The sequence below is a fragment of the Delftia sp. S65 genome (assembly GCF_016516495.1).
In the GTDB taxonomy this organism is placed as follows: domain Bacteria; phylum Pseudomonadota; class Gammaproteobacteria; order Burkholderiales; family Burkholderiaceae_C; genus Comamonas; species Comamonas acidovorans.
In genome coordinates, this window is record NZ_JACVUR010000019.1 from 38668 (window position 1) to 55852 (window position 17185).

Annotated in this window: 12 protein-coding genes and 1 pseudogene; 9 read left to right on the top strand and 4 right to left on the bottom strand. The window is 66.2% G+C overall.

What is annotated here, in order from left to right; genetic code table 11:
* Positions 1-219 precede the first annotated feature (219 nt).
* Both priA and hemE read right to left on the bottom strand, forming a co-directional pair.
* Positions 220-2392, bottom strand: a pseudogene (gene priA, locus IAE24_RS16515) (replication restart helicase PriA).
* 524 nt (positions 2393-2916) lie between these two features.
* Positions 2917-4029: a uroporphyrinogen decarboxylase gene (gene hemE, locus IAE24_RS16520; protein WP_043824322.1), complete on the bottom strand. Its 1113-nt coding sequence runs from the start codon at positions 4027-4029 to the stop codon at positions 2917-2919.
* A gap of 177 nt (positions 4030-4206) precedes the next feature.
* Between hemE and IAE24_RS16525 the strand changes: the two genes are divergently transcribed.
* The 9 genes from IAE24_RS16525 (at position 4207) to IAE24_RS16565 (ending at position 13627) form a co-directional block, all read left to right on the top strand.
* Complete coding sequence (locus tag IAE24_RS16525) at positions 4207-5196, top strand: tripartite tricarboxylate transporter substrate-binding protein (RefSeq protein ID WP_063327655.1); 990 nt, start codon at positions 4207-4209, stop codon at positions 5194-5196.
* A gap of 254 nt (positions 5197-5450) precedes the next feature.
* Entirely contained in the window at positions 5451-6233 is a 783-nt protein-coding gene (locus IAE24_RS16530) for an enoyl-CoA hydratase-related protein (protein ID WP_012202500.1), read from the top strand.
* An 11-nt stretch (positions 6234-6244) separates the two neighbouring features.
* Entirely contained in the window at positions 6245-6712 is a 468-nt protein-coding gene (gene paaI / locus IAE24_RS16535) for a hydroxyphenylacetyl-CoA thioesterase PaaI (RefSeq protein WP_013800320.1), read from the top strand.
* A gap of 11 nt (positions 6713-6723) precedes the next feature.
* Positions 6724-8028 carry a phenylacetate--CoA ligase PaaK gene (gene paaK / locus IAE24_RS16540; RefSeq protein ID WP_063327654.1) on the top strand — a complete coding sequence of 435 codons (1305 nt, stop codon included), beginning with the start codon at positions 6724-6726 and terminating at the stop codon, positions 8026-8028.
* A 17-nt stretch (positions 8029-8045) separates the two neighbouring features.
* Complete coding sequence (locus IAE24_RS16545; protein ID WP_063327653.1) at positions 8046-8705, top strand: TetR/AcrR family transcriptional regulator; 660 nt, start codon at positions 8046-8048, stop codon at positions 8703-8705.
* 35 nt (positions 8706-8740) lie between these two features.
* Entirely contained in the window at positions 8741-9892 is a 1152-nt protein-coding gene (locus IAE24_RS16550) for an ABC transporter substrate-binding protein (RefSeq protein WP_013800322.1), read from the top strand.
* 83 nt (positions 9893-9975) lie between these two features.
* Complete coding sequence (locus tag IAE24_RS16555; protein WP_012202505.1) at positions 9976-11004, top strand: branched-chain amino acid ABC transporter permease; 1029 nt, start codon at positions 9976-9978, stop codon at positions 11002-11004.
* The gene (locus IAE24_RS16560) at positions 11001-12890 is read left to right on the top strand and encodes a branched-chain amino acid ABC transporter ATP-binding protein/permease (RefSeq protein ID WP_199961724.1); all 1890 of its coding nucleotides are present in this window, start codon (positions 11001-11003) and stop codon (positions 12888-12890) included. Before IAE24_RS16555 ends, IAE24_RS16560 begins: the two co-directional genes overlap by 4 nt.
* Positions 12887-13627, top strand: a complete 741-nt coding sequence (locus tag IAE24_RS16565) for an ABC transporter ATP-binding protein (protein WP_199961725.1) — start codon at positions 12887-12889, stop codon at positions 13625-13627. The genes IAE24_RS16560 and IAE24_RS16565 overlap by 4 nt, the downstream gene beginning before the upstream one ends.
* Before the next feature lie 18 nt (positions 13628-13645).
* On the opposite strand, the gene IAE24_RS16570 is transcribed toward IAE24_RS16565, so the two are convergent.
* Both IAE24_RS16570 and IAE24_RS16575 read right to left on the bottom strand, forming a co-directional pair.
* Positions 13646-15037 (bottom strand): TolC family protein, encoded by a 1392-nt coding sequence (locus IAE24_RS16570; RefSeq protein WP_199140111.1) that lies wholly within the window; start codon positions 15035-15037, stop codon positions 13646-13648.
* A gap of 2 nt (positions 15038-15039) precedes the next feature.
* Entirely contained in the window at positions 15040-17184 is a 2145-nt protein-coding gene (locus tag IAE24_RS16575) for a peptidase domain-containing ABC transporter (RefSeq protein ID WP_199961726.1), read from the bottom strand.
* Position 17185 lies beyond the last annotated feature (1 nt).

Here is a 17185-nt window from a genome sequence, read left to right on the forward strand (position 1 = left end):
CGCTCCTGGAAAGGCATTGAATGATCCAGCCTTGTGGGCTGAATGCGGCACGATGCAATAAACATGCCCCGCCTGCATCAGCGCAAATCCCGATGGGAGCCGCGCGGCGAATGCGCTAAAAGCGCTTCCGAAAAAGGAGCGGTGAACGCTTTGCGGGATTGCGCCCGAGGCCTGAAAGGCTTGAGGTTTTTTGGGGCCGTTCCAGAGGCCGTGCCACGCTCAGATGGCCAGCGGGTCCACGTCCACCAGCCAGCGCACCAGGGCGCGGTGCCCGGGCTGTGCCCTGATCCAGTGCAGGTGCGTCTGCCAGGCCCAGAGAAAGCGCAGCAGGGCGGGCCGCTGGGCCGACTCGATCAGCATCTGCGCGCGCTCCACATTGGCCACGCGCTGCACGGACATGGGAATGGGCGGGTAGAGAAACACATCGTCCACATGGGGCAGGCCGGCCTGGCGGGCGGCCTCGGCCGCAGCGGCCAGGAAGGCCTGGGCGGCTTCCTGGGTGCGCGCATCGGCCCGCACGATGGCCTGGAAGGCGAAGGGCGGCATGCCCGCATCGCGCCGCTCGCGCAACTGGCGCGCGGCGAAGGCCGGATAGTCGTGCGAGCGCAGCGCGGTGTAGACGGGGTGGGACGGGTCGTGCGTCTGTATCCACATCTCCGGGTGGCTGCCCTGGGCGGCCACGTAGTGCGCGTCGCGCCCTGCGCGGCCGGCGGCCTGCATCAGCAGGCTGAACAGGCGCTCGGGCGCTCGGTAGTCGCTGGAGAAAAGAGCGCTGTCGGGCTGCACGGCGGCCACCAGGGTGATGCGCCGGAAGTCATGGCCCTTGGCCACCATCTGGGTGCCCACCAGCACGTCGATGTCGCCCGCATGCACCTGGGCCAGTTGCTCCTCCAGCGCTCCCTTGGCGCGCGTGGTGTCGGCGTCGATGCGCGCCACGCGGGCGGGCTCGCGGTCGGGGCGCTGCACATTGCGCAGCAGGCGGGCCAGTTCTTCCTCCAGCTGCTCCGTGCCCTTGCCCAGCGGCAGGATGTCGGGATTGCCGCAGCCGGGGCAGGCCATGGGCACGCGCTGGGTGTAGCCGCAGTGGTGGCAGCGCAGGGTGCGGTCGGCCTTGTGGAAGACCTGGTGGGCGCTGCAGTGCGGGCAGTCGCTTTTCCAGCCGCAGTCGGCGCAGAACAGCACGGGCGCGAAGCCGCGGCGGTTGAGCAGCACCAGGCTTTGCTCGCCGCGCTGCACGCGCTCGGTGATGGCATCGATCAGCGGCGGCGAGAACACGGCCTTGCGCGGCTGCTGGCCCATGTCCACCAGGCGCACGCGCGGCAGGGCGGCCGCGCCGATGCGGCTGGGCATGTGCAGGCGCAGGTAGCGGCCGCCCTGCGGCTCGTCGGCATTGGGCGGGCGGCTGGCGTGCCAGCTCTCCAGCGACGGCGTGGCACTGCCCAGGATGACCTTGGCGCCGGTATCGCGCGCGCGCCAGATGGCCAGGTCGCGCGCCGAGTAGCGTGCGCCTTCCTGCTGCTTGTAGCTGGCGTCGTGCTCCTCGTCCACCACGATCAGCGACAGGCCCGGCAGGCTGGCGAAGACCGACATGCGCGTGCCCAGCACGATGCGCGCCACGCCGGTGTGCGCGGCCAGCCAGCTCTTGAGCCGCTGGGGGTTGGTCATTGCGCTGTGCATGCTGACCACGCAGGCGGCGCCGTACTGCGGCGCGAAGCGCTCCGTGAAGCGCTGCTCCAGCTGGGGCGTGAGGTTGATCTCGGGCACCATCACCAGCACCTGGGCGCCGGGGTCGGCGTCCAGTGCGGCCTGGGTGGCTCTCAGATAGACCTCGGTCTTGCCGCTGCCCGTGCTGCCGAAGAGCAGAAAGGGGCCGGGATGGGCGGCGATCTGCGTGAAGACGTCGGCCTGCTCGGCGCTGAGGACGATGGGGGGAATGTCTGCGGCGGCCGGGGCCGGTGCAGGCGCAGTGCCAGGCGCCTGTTCTGCCTTTGCAGCCTTGGCCGCTCTCTTCGCCGCAGCCTTGGTCGGCCTGAGCCGGCGCGCCAGCTGCTCGGCCGTCATCTCGCGCAGTTGCGGGGGCAGGGCCGTCACGGCGATTTCGCCCACGCTGCGCTGGTAGTAGTAGGCGGCGAAGGCCACCAGCCGGCGCCAGGCGGCCGGCAGCGGCGCAATGCCCTGCAGCACGGCGGCGATGGGGCGCAGCTCCACGCCTTCGGGCATGGCGGGGGGGGGCGTCCCAGACCACGCCCAGCAGGTCCCGGCGACCCAGGGGCACGCGCACCAGGGTGCCCGCCTCCAGGGGCTGGTCGCAGGTGTAGCTCAGCAGTTCGCCCACGGCGCTGTGCGCCGGCGTCTGGACGGCGACATGGACGGTGTGGGCGGGGAGGGACATGCGAATGCGGGGAAAGCGGGGCCTGAAAACGCGGGCGCCGCACGGCAGGGCCTGCGGCAACCAAGCCGCCAAGCATAAGCCTTTGGCGCTGCCCGGAGCCTGGGTGCGGCGTTCTACACCAGACGCCCCGGCCGGTGACTGCGGGTTTCTGGGTATATCGTCAATTTCTGTGGATAACTTTGTGGGGATTATTCGGATCTATGGGCATGCCCCTGCTTATCCGGCCTTGCCAATCGGTGCAAGCTGAAAATGTTGCTATCAAAAAAATTATTCAAAAACAATGGCTTATATCGATATGTCGCCGGCGTGCAGGCGCGGATGACAACTGCAACTCCTAGGGCCTCGCTCGGATTTTTCTGTGCATAAGATGGTCTGTGGCCATCTTGTGCAGCAAGCGGCTGTCGGGTACCCGGCTTGTGGACAGCGGGGCCTTGCCGGGCCGTTGGCGGCCCCGGCAGGGGCCGGCGCTGCGCTGGCGTCCGGCCCTGGGGTTCGGGAGAAGCGGGGGCGGGTAGGCGGCTCGCTCAGCGCTGGCGCAGGGCGCGCGAATGGCTGTGCACGGTCTCCACCAGGGCCGCCACATGCTCGGGCGGCGTGAACTGGCTGATGCCGTGGCCCAGGTTGAAGATGTGCGTGGGGCCCGTGGTGGTCCTGTCGGTGTGCGGGGCGCCGAAGCTGTCGAGCACGGCGCGCGCCTGCTCGGCCACGCGCTCGGGCGGTGCGAACAGCACATTGGGGTCGATGTTGCCCTGCAGCGCCTTGCCGGGTCCGCCCACCTCGCCACCGACGATGGCGCGGGCGCGGGCCAGGTTGGCCGTCCAGTCCAGGCCCAGCACCTCGCAGTCCAGGTCCTTCATGTCGGGCAGCCAGATGCCGCCGCCCTTGGTGAAGACGATGCGCGGCACGTCCTGCCCATCGACGCCCGTGCGCTTGAGTCCGGCCAGCACGCGCTTCGTGTAGGCCAGGCTGAATTCCTGGAAGGCGCCATCGGCCAGCACGCCGCCCCAGCTGTCGAACACCATCACGGCCTGGGCGCCCGCATCGATCTGGGCGTTGAGGTAGGCGGCCACGCTGTCGGCGTTGATGGCCAGGATGCGGTGCATCAGGTCGGGGCGTGCATACATCAGGCTCTTGACCAGGCGGTAGTCGTCGCTGCCCTTGCCCTCGACCATGTAGCAGGCCAGGGTCCAGGGGCTGCCCGAGAAGCCGATCAGCGGCACGCGGCCATCGAGCGCGCGGCGGATGCTGGTCACGGCGTCGAACACGTAGCGCAGCTTGTCCATGTCGGGCACGGCCAGCTCGGCCACGGCGGCCTCGTCGCGCACCACCTTGGCAAAGCGCGGGCCTTCGCCTTCGGCAAAGGACAGGCCCAGGCCCATGGCGTCGGGCACGGTCAGGATGTCGGAGAACAGGATGGCCGCGTCCAGCGGGAAGCGCTCCAGAGGCTGCAGCGTGACCTCGGTGGCGTAGTCCACGTTGGTGGCCAGGCCCATGAAGCTGCCGGCCCGGGCGCGCGTGGCCTTGTATTCGGGGAGATAGCGGCCCGCCTGGCGCATCAGCCACAGCGGCGTGTAGTCGGTGGCCTGGCGCCGGCAGGCGCGCAGGAAGGTGTCGTTGGTCAGGGGGGCGAAGCTCATGGTGGGCGATTGTCGCCGAGTCGGCTTCGCCAGGCTGTCGCGATGCCCGAGCGGCGCAGGGCGTCTTGCCTCGGGTTAACCCTGGTCAATATCGGCGGCAACGGGCGTTTTGAGGCCGCTACATTGTGCGGCGTGCGTTCCGCACGGGAATCCGTCCATGCAAGGAGAGAGTTTGCGATGCAGCGAAGAACCCTGACCCAGATCCTGGCCCTGGCACCGGCTGTTTCGGCCGCCAGCTGGCTGGCTGGAAGTGCCACGGCGGCCGAGCCGCTGTTTCCGGGCAAGGCGCCGCTGCGCATCGTCGTGGGCTACCCGCCCGGTGGCGCCACCGACCGCGTGGCGCGCATCGTGGCCGACAAGCTGCAGGCGCGCGTGGGCTCGCCCGTGGTGGTGGAGAACAAGCCCGGCGCGGGCGGCCGCCTGTCGGCCCAGTATGTGAAGAACGCGCCGGCCTCCCAGCCCGCGCTGCTGCTGGCCAACCCGGCCGTGATGCTGGTGGCGCCCCTGGTGTTCCCTGACTCGGGCTACGACCCCGACAAGGACTTCCGCCCGGTCAGCGAGGTCAATCGCTACGAATTCGGCGTGGCCGTGGCCAGTGCCGTGCCCGTCAGGCAGCTGTCGCACCTGCTGGCCTGGCTGCGTGCCAATCCGCAGCAGGCCAACGTGGGCGTGCCGGCCACGGGCAGCCTGCCGCACTTCTTCTCGCTGATGCTGGGCGAGGCCGCCAAGGTCCGGACCGAAACCGTGGGCTACAAGGGCTCGGCCCCGCTGCTGACCGACCTGGTGGGCGGCCAGGTGCCGCTGGCCATCGACACCTTCGACGTGCTGCTGCCCCAGCACGAGGCCGGCAAGATCCGCGTGCTGGCCGTGTCGGGCGAGCGCCGCAGCACCATGGCGCCGGACATTCCCACGCTCAAGGAATCGGGCCTGAACCTGTCGGGCATGGGCTGGAACACCTTGTTCGCGCCGCAGAGCATGGCGCCCGACGTTGCCGAGCGCCTGTCGCGCATGGTGCAGGAGATCATGAAGGAGCCCGACACGCGCCAGAAATTCGAGGCCAGCCGGCTGACCCCGGTCTCCAGCAGCAGCGCGCAGACGGCCGAGATGCTCAAGGCCTACCGCGCGCAGTGGACGCCGGTGGTGCAGCGCTCGGGTTTCAAGCCCTGAACCTTCAAGAAAAATGGCCCGTGCGGGCCTTTTTTCATCGCCGGGCCGCCCCAAGATGAAAAACGCCCCCTCGGGGGGCAGCGGACCTTGGGCAGCAAGGGCAGCGTGGGGGTCATTTTTCATGGGGCCTAGGGGTTTCCTCGGTGCCTGGGCGCTTGTGGTGGAAAGGGTCTGGCGACTAACATTTACCGACCATTCGGTAAATTATGTTTGATCTGCCGCATAAAGACGGCAGACAGGCCACGGAGACTTCCATGCCCCCATCGCTGGTTCTGGTTGAGCAGCAAGACGCCGTCCGCACCCTGGTGCTCAATCGCCCCGACGCGCTCAACAGCTTCAACGCGCAACTGCACGAGCAGCTGCTTTCGGCCCTGGAGCAGGCCGCCGGCGATGCCACGGTTCGCTGCGTGGTGCTCACGGGCGCGGGGCGCGGCTTTTGCGCGGGCCAGGACCTGTCCGACCCCGAGGCCGCGCCCGACCAGAACCTGGGCGACCTGATCGAGCGCCGCTACCAGCCGCTGTGCCTGCGGCTCAAGTCCATGCCCGTGCCCGTGGTGGCCGCCGTCAATGGCGTGGCCGCCGGTGCGGGCGCCAATATCGCGCTGGCCTGCGACCTGGTGCTGGCCGCGCGCTCGGCCAGCTTCATCCAGGCCTTTGCCAAGATCGGCCTGGTGCCCGACTGCGGCGGCACCTGGCTGCTGCCGCGCCTGGTGGGCCGTGCGCGTGCCCTGGGCCTTGCGCTGCTGGGCGACAAGCTGCCTGCGGCCGAGGCCGAACGCATCGGCCTGATCTGGCGCTGCGTGGAAGATGCCGATTTGCGCAGCGAGGCCCAGGCCCTGGCCCAGCGCCTGGCCGCCATGCCCGTGCGGGCCCTGGCGCGCACGCGGGAGGCCATGGACTCGGCCCAACTGCTGGACTACGAGCATGCGCTCACGCGCGAGGCGCGCCAGCAGGGCCAGCTGGGCGCGGCCCACGACTACCAGGAGGGCGTGGCCGCCTTCCTGGGCAAGCGGGCTGCCGTGTTCTCGGACCGTTGAGGAGCGGCGCCATGCAAGACACCCATACCCCGGACGAAGCCGCACAGCGCCTGGCCGAACAGGTGCGCGACGGCATGCTGGCGCGCGACCGCGCCGCGCAAGGCCTGGGCCTGCGCATCACGGACATCGCCCCCGGCGCGGCGCGCATGGAAATGGCCGTGCGCGACGACATGCTCAACGGCTTTGATATCTGCCACGGCGGCTTCATCACGGCGCTGGCCGACACGGCCTTTGCCTATGCCTGCAATGCGCGCAACGAGATGACGGTGGCCTCGGGCCTGAGCGTGGACTTCGTCGCGCCCGGCCGGCCCGGCGACGTGCTCACGGCCCAGGCCCGCGAAATCTCGCGCGCAGGCCGCACCGGCGTCTATGACGTGCAGGTCACCAACCAGCGCCAGGAAGTGATCGCGCTGTTCCGTGGCCGCTCGCACAGCTTCAAGGGCCGGCCCACCGTGCCCGGCCTGACAGAGCCCACCTGAAGAGGTCCGCCATGTCCCTGCAGCGCCCCGCCCCCGGCGAACTCGACCCCATCGAAACCGCCAGCCGCGACGAGATCGCCTCGCTGCAGCTGCTGCGCCTGCGCTGGTCGCTGCAGCATGCCTACGACAACGTGCCGCACTACCGCCGCGCCTTCGACGAAAAGGGCGTGCATCCGTCCGATCTGCGCACGCTGTCCGACCTGGCCCGCTTTCCCTTCACCACCAAGAAGGACCTGCGCGAGAACTACCCGTTCGGCATGTTCGCCGTGCCGCGCCAGAAGGTGGCGCGCGTGCATGCCTCCTCGGGCACCACAGGCAAGCCCACGGTCGTGGGCTACACGTTGAATGACATCGACAACTGGGCCAACCTGGTGGCGCGCTCCATCCGCGCGGCGGGCGGGCGGCCCGGCGACATGGTGCATGTGGCCTATGGCTACGGCCTGTTCACGGGCGGCCTGGGGGCGCACTACGGCGCCGAGCGCGCGGGCTGCACCGTGGTGCCCATGTCGGGCGGGCAGACCGAAAAGCAGGTGCAGCTGATCCAGGATTTCCGGCCCGACATCATCATGGTCACGCCCAGCTACATGCAGGTGATCGTGGAGGAGATGCAGCGCCAGGGCCTGGACCCGCGCGCAAGCTCCTTGAAGATCGGCATCTTCGGCGCCGAGCCCTGGACCGAGGCCATGCGCCGCGAGATCGAGGGCAAGGCGGGGCTGGATGCCGTGGACATCTACGGCCTGTCCGAAGTCATGGGCCCAGGCGTGGCCAGCGAATGCGTGGAGAGCAAGGACGGGCCGGTGATCTGGGAAGACCATTTCTACCCCGAGATCATCGACCCGGACACGGGCGAGGTGCTGCCCGACGGCAGCGAGGGCGAGCTGGTCTTCACGTCGTTGAGCAAAGAAGCCATGCCCATCGTGCGCTACCGCACGCGGGATTTGACCCGGCTGCTTGCGCCGACCTCGCGCAGCTTCCGGCGCATGGGCAAGATCGTGGGGCGCAGCGACGACATGCTCATCATCCGCGGCGTGAACCTGTTTCCCACGCAGATCGAGGAGATCGTGCTGCAGAACGCCCAGCTGTCGGGCCAGTACCAGCTGGTGGTCACGCGCGACGGCAACCTGGACCGGCTGGCCGTGCGCTGCGAGATGCAGCCGGGCACGCAGGGCGACACCGAGGCGCTGGCACTGTGGGTGCAGCAGCGCATCAAGACCCTGGTCGGCGTGAGCGCCGAGGTCGAGGTGCTGCGACCCGATTCCATAGAGCGCACCCTGGTGGGCAAGGCCCGCCGCGTGATCGACCACCGCAGCCGCTGAGCGCGCACAGGAGTCCCATGGCCCGAGGCCGATCTTCCGGATACGACGACCAGCGCGAACTGATCCTGGGCCATGCCGCCGCGCTGTTCGCGCGCAGCGGCTACCCCGGCACTTCGATGAACGAGGTGGCCCAGGCCTGCGGCCTGTCCAAGCCCACCATCTACCACTACTTCCGCGACAAGTACGCGCTGCTGGTGGACATCACCGATGGCCACATGACGCGGCTGCAGGCCCTGGTGGACGAGGTGCAGTCCATGGGCCTGCCGCCCGAGCCGCGGCTGCGCATGCTTATCGAGCGCTTCGTGCAGGAATACGCCCATGCCCGCCATGCCCACCGCGTGCTGACCGAGGACGTGCGCTTCCTGCAGGACGACGACCGCCAGCGCGTGCTGGGCAAGGAGCGCGCCGTGGTCGAGACCTTTGCCCAGGCGGTGGCCCAGCTGCGGCCGGACGCCGATGGCGCGGGCCTGTCCAAGGCGCTGGCCATGCTGCTGTTCGGGATGATGAACTGGATGTTCACCTGGCTGCGGCCCGATGGCTCGCTGGACCACGAGGCCATGGCCCCCGTGGTGGCCGACCTGTTCCTCGGAGGCCTGCCGGCCGTGCAGACCCCAGGCAAACCCGGGCATCAAACCGCTGGCAAAAAAATAGTTACCACGGTAAATTGTGGCGCCTGAAGGTGCCACGCCCCATCCAACACAAGGAGACAGACATGAAGCGTTTGACGAAACTGGGCCTGCTGGCCGCGACCCTGGCCACGGTCTGGGGATCGGCCCTGGCCGACATCAATGTGGGCGTGGTGGTCTCGGCCACCGGACCGGCGGCCTCCCTGGGCATTCCCGAAAAGAACACCGTGGCGCTGATGCCGCGCACGGTGGCGGGCCAGAAGGTCAACTACATCATCCTGGACGACGCCTCCGACACCACGGCGGCCGTGGCCAACACGCGCAAACTGATCAGTGAGAGCAAGGTCGATGTCATCCTGGGCTCCAGCATCACGCCCAACTCGCTGGCCATGGTGGACGTGGTCTCCGAGGCCAAGACGCCCATGATCACGCTGGCGGCCTCGGCCAAGATCGTCGAGCCCATGGATGCCAAGAAGTTCTGGGTCTTCAAGACGCCCCAGCACGACGCCATGATGGCCGCCGCCATCGGCGAGCACATGGCCAAGGCCGGCATCAAGACCGTGGGCTACATCGGCTTCAACGACGCCTACGGTGAAAGCTGGCTGCAGGAGTTCCGCAAGGTGGCCGAGGCCAAGGGCATCAAGCTCACCGCCACCGAGGCCTATTCGCGCAGCGATACCTCGGTCACGGGCCAGACGCTCAAGCTCATGTCCGCCAAGCCCGATGCGGTGCTGATCGCAGGCTCGGGCACGCCGGCCGCGCTGCCGCAGAAATCGCTCAAGGAGCGCGGCTACCAGGGCAAGATCTACCAGACCCACGGCGTGGCCAATGCCGACTTCCTGCGCGTGGGCGGCAAGGATGTGGAAGGCACGCTGCTGCCCGCCGGCCCCGTGCTGGTGGCCCACCAGCTGCCCGACAGCAATCCGGTCAAGAAGTCTGCCGTCTCCTATGTGGAGGCCTACGAGGCCGCCAACGGCAAGGGCACGGCATCGACCTTTGGCGCGCATTCCTGGGATGCGGGCCGCGTGCTCGAAGCGGCGATTCCCGCCGCGCTCAAGAAGGCCCAGCCCGGCACGGCCGAGTTCCGCGCCGCCCTGCGCGATGCGCTGGAGCAGACCAAGGACGTGGCCGGCGCCCACGGCATCTTCAACATGACGCCCACCGACCACCTGGGCCTGGACCAGCGCGCGGCCGTCATGGTCAAGATCGAGAACGGCACCTGGAAGTACCAGCCCTGAACCTGCGGGCCTGAGGCCGCAGCGGCTGCCGCACCTGGCGGCGGCCGCTGTGGCGCTCGGCCGCGCCTGCTCGAAAGTCGATCATGGATCTGCAAATCGCCCTGCTGCTGGGGCAGGACGGCATCGTCAACGGCGCCGTCTACGGCCTGATGGCGCTGGCCCTGGTGCTGGTGTTCTCGGTCACCCGCATCATCTTCATTCCGCAGGGCGAGTTCGTCGCCTTCGGCGCGCTCACCCTGGCCATGATGCAGGCCGGCCGCGTGCCCACCACGCTGTGGCTGCTGCTGGCCCTGGCCGCCGCCGTGCTGGTGGTGGACCTGCTGCGCTGGCGCGCGGGCAGCCAGGTGAGCTGGCCCGCCACCTTCCTGTGGTGCCTGGCGCTGCCGGCCATTGCCGTGGCCCTGGCCTGGGGGCTGCGCCCGTCCTCGCTGATGTTGCAGGCGCTGGCCACCCTGGTGCTGATCACGCCCATGGGGCCGCTGCTGTACCGCCTGGCCTACCGGCCGCTGGCCCATGCCTCGGTGCTGATGCTGCTCATCGTCTCGGTGGCCATGCACGGCGTGCTGGTCGGCCTGGGGCTGCTGTTCTTCGGTGCCGAAGGCTCGCGCACCCCCGCGTTTTCCGAGGCGCAGCTGCGCCTGGGCGACATCACGATCTCGGGCCAGTCCCTGGTGGTGGTGGGCGTGACCCTGGTGCTGGTGGCCCTGCTGTTCGTGTTCTTCGAGCGCTCCATGATCGGCAAGGCGCTGCGCGCCACGGCCATCAACCGCGTGGGTGCGCGCCTCATGGGCATTCCCACGGCCATGGCCGGCGACGTGAGCTTTGCGCTGGCCGCGCTGATCGGCGCCATCTCCGGCCTGCTGATCGCGCCGCTGACCACGGTGTACTACGACACCGGCTTTCTGATCGGCCTCAAGGGCTTCGTGGCCGCCATCGTGGGCGGGCTGGCCAGCTACCCGCTGGCCCTGGCCGGCGCGCTGCTGGTCGGGCTGCTGGAGGCCTTCTCGTCGTTCTGGGCCAGTGCCTACAAGGAGGTGCTGGTGTTCACGCTGATCATCCCGGTGCTGTGGTGGCGATCGCGCAATAGCCACCATGTGGAGGAAGAAGAATGAGCGCCCCCGTTTCCTCGCAGGCCACGGCGCCTGCCAAGGCCGCCTCGGGCGGCATCAGCACGCGCGTGCTCACGGTGGCCGCCATTGCGCTGCTGGCCGCGTCCTGGGGCTTTCTGCCTGATTTCACCGTCGTCATCCTCAGCTACATCGGCCTGTTCGCCATGGTGGCCGCAGGCCTGGTGATGCTGACCGGCGTGGGCGGCATGACCTCGTTCGGCCAGGCGGCCTTCGTGGGCATCGGCGCCTATGCCACGGCCTGGGTCTGCACGGCGCCTGCCTCGGTGGCGGCGCTGGGCGGGCTGGTGGGCGCGGCGGGCCTGCCCTGGGTGGGCCTGGCGCTGGGCCTGCTCATCACCTTCGTCGTGGCCTGGCTGCTGGGCGCGGTCACGGTCAAGCTGCAGGGCCACTACCTGCCGCTGTGCACCATCGCCTGGGGGCTGAGCCTGTACTACCTGTTCGGCAACATGGAGTTCCTGGGCGGGCAGACCGGCATCACGGGCATTGCGCCGCTGGTGATCGGTGGCGTCTCGCTGGCCTCGCCGCGCGCCATGGGCGTGGTGATCTGGGCCGTGCTGCTGGTGGCGCTGTGGCTGCTGCACAACCTGCTGGACTCGCGCGAGGGCCGGGCCATCCGCGCGCTGCGCGGCGGCCGCGTCATGGCCGAGTCCATGGGCATCGACACGGCGCACTACCGCGTCAAGCTCTTCGTGCTGGCAGCCCTGCTGGCCACGCTGTCGGGCTGGCTCTACGCCCACATGCAGCGCTTCGTGAGCCCGGCGCCCTTCAACCTCAACGTGGGCATCGAGTACCTGTTCATGGCCGTGGTCGGCGGCGCCGGCCACCTGTGGGGCGCGGTGCTGGGCGCCACGCTGATCACCCTGGTCAAGCAAAAGCTGCAGGACATATTGCCGGCCCTGCTGGGCACCAGCGGCAACTTCGAGGTCATCGTCTTCGGCCTGCTGATGGTGCTGGTGCTGCAGCGCTTTGCAGAAGGCCTGTGGCCCACGCTGCAGGCGCTCACGGCACGCTGGGTGCGCCGGCCCGTGTCCGATCTGAAGCTGGCGGACGCGGCGCCGCTGGCGCAGCGCGCGCTGCCCGCTACGGGCCAGGTGCTGCTGGCGGCCGAGCATGTGACCAAGCGCTTCGGCGGCCTGGTGGCCAACAACGATGTGGCCATGACGCTCAAGGCCGGCGAGGTGCATGCGCTGATCGGCCCCAACGGCGCGGGCAAGAGCACCTTCTTCAACATGATCTCGGGCGTGGACTCGCCCACCGAGGGCCAGGTCCGCTTCATGGACCAGGCCATGAACGATGCGCCCTCGCGCCGCTTCGCCGCCCTGGGCCTGGGCCGCACCTTCCAGCATGTGCGCCTGCTGGGCCAGCGCAGCGTGCTGGAGAACGTGGCCGTGGGCGCGCACCGGCGTGCGCACCGGGGCTGGCTGGCCTCCATGCTGCGCCTGGACCGGGCCGAGGAGGCCTCGGTGCTGGCCGAGGCGCGCCGCCAGATCGAGCGCTGCGGCCTGGGCGCCTTCGCCGATGTGCCGGCCGCCTCGCTGGCCCTGGGCCAGCAGCGCATCGTGGAGATCGCACGCGCCCTGGCCGGCCAGCCTGCGGCCCTGCTGCTGGACGAGCCGGCCGCCGGCCTGCGCCACCTGGAAAAACAGGCCCTGGCCGACCTGCTGCGCCAGCTGCGCGCCGAGGGGCTGGGCATTCTCGTCGTGGAGCACGACATGGAGTTCGTCATGAATCTTGCGGACCGCATCACGGTGCTGGAGTTCGGCACCGTGATCGCCGAAGGCACGCCGGCCCAGATCCAGGTCAACCAGCGCGTGCTGGATGCCTACCTGGGCGGCGACGACGACGAGGCAACCGGAGAGACGGCATGAGCGACACCCTTTTGCAGCTCAAGGGCCTGAGCGTGTCCTACGGTCCCGTGGAGGCCGTGCACCAGGTGGATCTGGATGTGCGCAGCGGCGAGATCGTCACCGTCATCGGCCCCAACGGCGCGGGCAAGACCACGCTGCTGTCGGCCGCCATGGGCCTGCTGCCCTCGCGCGGCGAGATCCATCTGGACGGCAAGCGCATCGCACGCCCCGGCGTCGAGGTCATGGTGGCCAACGGCGTCGCCCTGGTGCCCGAAAAGCGCGAGCTGTTCGGCGAGATGTCGGTGGAGGACAATCTGCTGCTGGGCGGCTTCTCGCGCTGGCGCCGGGGCCTGCGCGACCAGGCGCAGCGCATGGACGAGGTCTTTGCCATCTTCCCGCGCCTGAGGGAGCGGCGCCCGCAGATGGCCTCCACCCTGTCGGGCGGCGAGCGCCAGATGCTGGCCATCGGCCGCGCGCTGATGGCGCGCCCGCGCCTGCTGCTGCTGGACGAGCCCTCGCTGGGCCTGGCGCCGCTGATCGTGCGCGAGGTGCTGCAGGTCGTGGCCGGCCTGCGCGACCACGGCGTCTCGGTGCTGCTGGTCGAGCAGAACGCGCGCGCCGCCCTCAAGGTGGCCGACCGTGCCTACGTGCTGGAGATGGGCGCCGAGGCCCTCAGCGGCGCGGCCAGGGAGCTGCTGCACGACCGGCGCATCATCGATACCTATCTGGGGATGGGGCGCAGTGCGGAGGCGGCCTGAGTTAAAGGGGTCTCGCCTCTAGTCAAGGTCCCAGAACCCCAAACGCCCCAATTGAGCTGCCAGTGACAAGCGCAATGCCCGCCAGTTTGCCATCGCACTGATATGTTGTTCCTGCGCTTTGGCATAGGTCTCCATGGCGTTCAGAACTTCGGTCATGCTGCCTACACCAGACTGATAACGGCCTTGCACGATGTCCATAGCCTGCTTGGATTGATTGACAAGGTCTGAGGTGTGTACAAGGTTTTCTGCTTCCGTGCGGAGACCGTTGTGTTGAGTCCAGACATCCACTGACAATCGCAAGCGCGCAACCTCTGCCTCTTCAGCATAAGTGGCTGCCTGAGCCTTAGCCGCCCGGATCTGATAAGTCTGCTCGAATCCGGAAAACAATGGAATGCTCAGTTGCAGACCTATATTCATATCCTTGCGCCGACTGCCGCGACCATGCACGGAGGAATCAGTGACCCCAAAACTGCTGGTCAGAGCAATCTTTGGCATAGCCATCGCGCTGGCTTCTTGTATTGCAGCTTGGGCGGCTTTTGTGCGAGCGTCGACCGCAACAAGGCGGGGATGCTGCTGGCCCGCAAGGCGGATGAGTTCGTCGACCTCAATAATGAAGTCCAATGAAGGCAAAGCTTCGACATGCTCATCTAGGCGTACGAGAGTATGCGCAGGCAGACCCATGCGAAGCGCCATAGTGCCCAAAGAACTGGACAGCGCGCCTCTTTCCTGGGATACATGCAAACTGGCCTGAGTGTAGGCCGTCTTGGCTCGCAAGCGATCGGACAGGGCTGCCGCGCCGGCTTTGTACTTCTCTGCTGCGGCAATATAAGTGTCTTTGGCCAAATCCATTACCTGCTGAGCAGCAGCAAGCCGCTGGTTGCTTGCCTGCGCCGCAAAATACAACTGAGCGGCACCTAGAAATGCATTCTGGATGGCCGCGTTCTGATCGGCGTTAGCTGCTGACAGCAATTGATGAGCAGAAGCCAGTGCCGCGTCCCGGCGTCCAAAATCGAATAGAACCCAACTCAGGCTGAAGTTGCCCGTACTGTTGTTGCTGTGTATCGCTTCCGCATAGCCATCGTAGCTGCGGTTTGCTGAGCGGCTCAGCCGTGCATCCAGACGCGGTAAATATTCGGACTTGCGCAAACCTAGTTGGGCTGCTCGCATTCGGGCTGTTGACCAAGCTTGCCGAATGGCCGGGTCCTGGCACAGGATTCGTGTGATTGCTTCATGCACGGTCAGCTGTTCCGGCAATTTGCCGATAGGGCAGATGCCCACTCTTGCTGCTGAGGCCATTGGTGGAGATATTGCGAGGCCTTCCGTGGAGAACGCATCATATGAAGACATGGCGTACACAGAATTGAGCAGCACTACACCGGCAACGAAGACAAGAAGGCGTAGCTGGTGCACAGTCACTCCCCCTGCTGGTGCCTGCGCTGTATTGCTCGTACTCGCACATCGTTGATCACCCTGCCATGGCCCAATTCGATGACTCTGTCTGCGCAGGCAATTGTCTCTGGACGGTGGGCAATCACGATCCGAGTGATATCGAGTGCTTGGATCGCGGCGTTGACCTGCCGTTCGGCTGCCACGTCGAGATGGCTGGTTGCCTCATCGAGGAACAGAATTCGGGGCTTCTTGTACAGCGCGCGCGCCAGCAGTATTCGCTGTTTTTGTCCGCCGGAAAGCACTGTGCCCATGTCTCCAACCAAGGTGTTGTAGCCCATGGGCATTTGTTCGATGTCGCCATGGATTCCTGCGGTGCGCGCGCACTGTCGCATCCATTGCGCGTCTGGTTGAGGATCGAAGAAGCAGATATTCTCTGCAAGGCTTCCCGCAAAAAGCGCGTCGTCTTGCATCACGCAACCGGATAGGCTCCGAAGCACAGATAGGTTCTGTCCGTCGAGCTCATGGCCAGCGATGCGAATGCTCCCTCTTGCTGCTGGCAGCATACCCAACAGCACCTTGAACAACGTACTTTTGCCACAGCCTGATGGACCAATGATTGCCACGGCTTCGCCTGCAGCGATGCTGAAGTTAACGTCATCCAGGATCCAGGGTTCTTGGTCCCCATAGCGATAACCCACAGCTCGAACTTCAATATCTGCCCGATTGTTGCGTTCCTCGGTGACGAGTGCGCAAGCCTCTTCTTCGGGGGGGTGAAGAACAATATCGGCCAGCCTCTCGCTATGTAGCTGCAACATGCGCAGCTCGAAGAGTTGATCAATCAGGCTGCCGACTCGACTGCCGAACTGAGACTTGTAGGAATAGAAGGCCATCAACATGCCTACGCTGAATTGTCCATCCATCACCATGGTTGCGCCTAGCCAAACGACCAGCAGGTTCTCGGCACCAAATAGCAATGCGTTGGCTTGCCCATAAAAAAGTTGTAGCTTCTGAGACTTCAGGCCCGCGTTGATCTGCTCCACGAAGAGGCCCAGCCATATCGACCTTCGCATATCAAGCTTCTGAAATAGCTTCAATGCCTGAATACCTCGCACTGATTCGAGGAAGTGGCTTTGCTGGCGGGCCCCATGAGCGATCTGTTCCTCGGTGGCGTTTCGCAGCGGGTAGTACCATGCCCAGCGAATCATTCCATAGAGCACTATGGTGCAGAAGACCACGGCCGCCAACCGGGGGCTGTATATAAGCATCAACACCAAGGTGGAAAGTGCCATCATCCCATCAAGAATGATCGAGAAAAAGCTTGCGGTGAGGGTTTGCTGTATCTGATCGACGGATCCAAATCGTGAGACTACATCACCAAGGTGGCGCTTCTCGAAGAACTGATTGGGCAGGCGCAGCATATGGCTGAACACGTTGCTCCGCCATTGCAGGCTGAATAGCGTGCCCAGGTATATAAGTGCCCAGGCCCGGGCGGTGCTAATAAAAACCTGTATCAGCAAGACAATCGAAAAACCCAGAATCAGGGTGGCCAGCAGATGTCGATCGTCACCGACAATCGCATTGTCTATGGTCCATTGAAGCAGGAACGGACTGATGAGCGCGATCATCTGCAGTGCCACGCCCATCACTAACACTTGCAGCAGTGAGCGGCGTAATCCGCTGATTTCCCCTATCAAACTAAGTAGCTTGACCTTTGGCTTTTCTTTCTTTTGCTCGAAATCTTTATTCGGCCAAAGTTCCAGAGCAACTCCAGTGAATTTATGCGACAACTCTTCGAGGCTGACTTGGCGAGCTCCGATTGAAGGATCGTGTATTACCGCGCCTCGGGCGCTAACGGATTTCAACACCACAAAATGATCGATATTCCAATGCAGTACACAAGGCACGATCAGTTTTGAAAGCTCATTCAGTTCCAAGCGCACAGCCCGGGTGCCCAAGCGAAAGCGATGCGCAGCCTGAACCACGTGGGCAAGGCTCATTCCCTTAAGTGAAATGCTGACCCGCTGGCGCATTTCCCTTAAATTTACGTTGTGTCCATGATAGCTTGTGATCATTGCCAGACAAGTCAGACCGCACTCAGCGGCTTCTGTCTGCAAGATAATCGGCAAGTGCTTTCCGAAGCGCAGTGCTAGCGTATCTAAAGAAATCATG

Excerpts from the sequence above, each read along its gene's own strand:
- IAE24_RS16560 (WP_199961724.1), top strand. The coding sequence starts at position 11,001 with ATGAGCGCCCCCGTTTCCTCGCAGGCCACGGCGCCTGCCAAGGCCGCC.
- IAE24_RS16545 (WP_063327653.1), top strand. The coding sequence starts at position 8,046 with ATGGCCCGAGGCCGATCTTCCGGATACGACGACCAGCGCGAACTGATC.
- paaK (WP_063327654.1), top strand. The coding sequence starts at position 6,724 with ATGTCCCTGCAGCGCCCCGCCCCCGGCGAACTCGACCCCATCGAAACC.
- IAE24_RS16565 (WP_199961725.1), top strand. The coding sequence starts at position 12,887 with ATGAGCGACACCCTTTTGCAGCTCAAGGGCCTGAGCGTGTCCTACGGT.
- IAE24_RS16525 (WP_063327655.1), top strand. The coding sequence starts at position 4,207 with ATGCAGCGAAGAACCCTGACCCAGATCCTGGCCCTGGCACCGGCTGTT.
- IAE24_RS16575 (WP_199961726.1), bottom strand. The coding sequence starts at position 17,184 with ATGATTTCTTTAGATACGCTAGCACTGCGCTTCGGAAAGCACTTGCCG.
- IAE24_RS16555 (WP_012202505.1), top strand. The coding sequence starts at position 9,976 with ATGGATCTGCAAATCGCCCTGCTGCTGGGGCAGGACGGCATCGTCAAC.
- IAE24_RS16530 (WP_012202500.1), top strand. The coding sequence starts at position 5,451 with ATGCCCCCATCGCTGGTTCTGGTTGAGCAGCAAGACGCCGTCCGCACC.
- IAE24_RS16550 (WP_013800322.1), top strand. The coding sequence starts at position 8,741 with ATGAAGCGTTTGACGAAACTGGGCCTGCTGGCCGCGACCCTGGCCACG.
- hemE (WP_043824322.1), bottom strand. The coding sequence starts at position 4,029 with ATGAGCTTCGCCCCCCTGACCAACGACACCTTCCTGCGCGCCTGCCGG.
- paaI (WP_013800320.1), top strand. The coding sequence starts at position 6,245 with ATGCAAGACACCCATACCCCGGACGAAGCCGCACAGCGCCTGGCCGAA.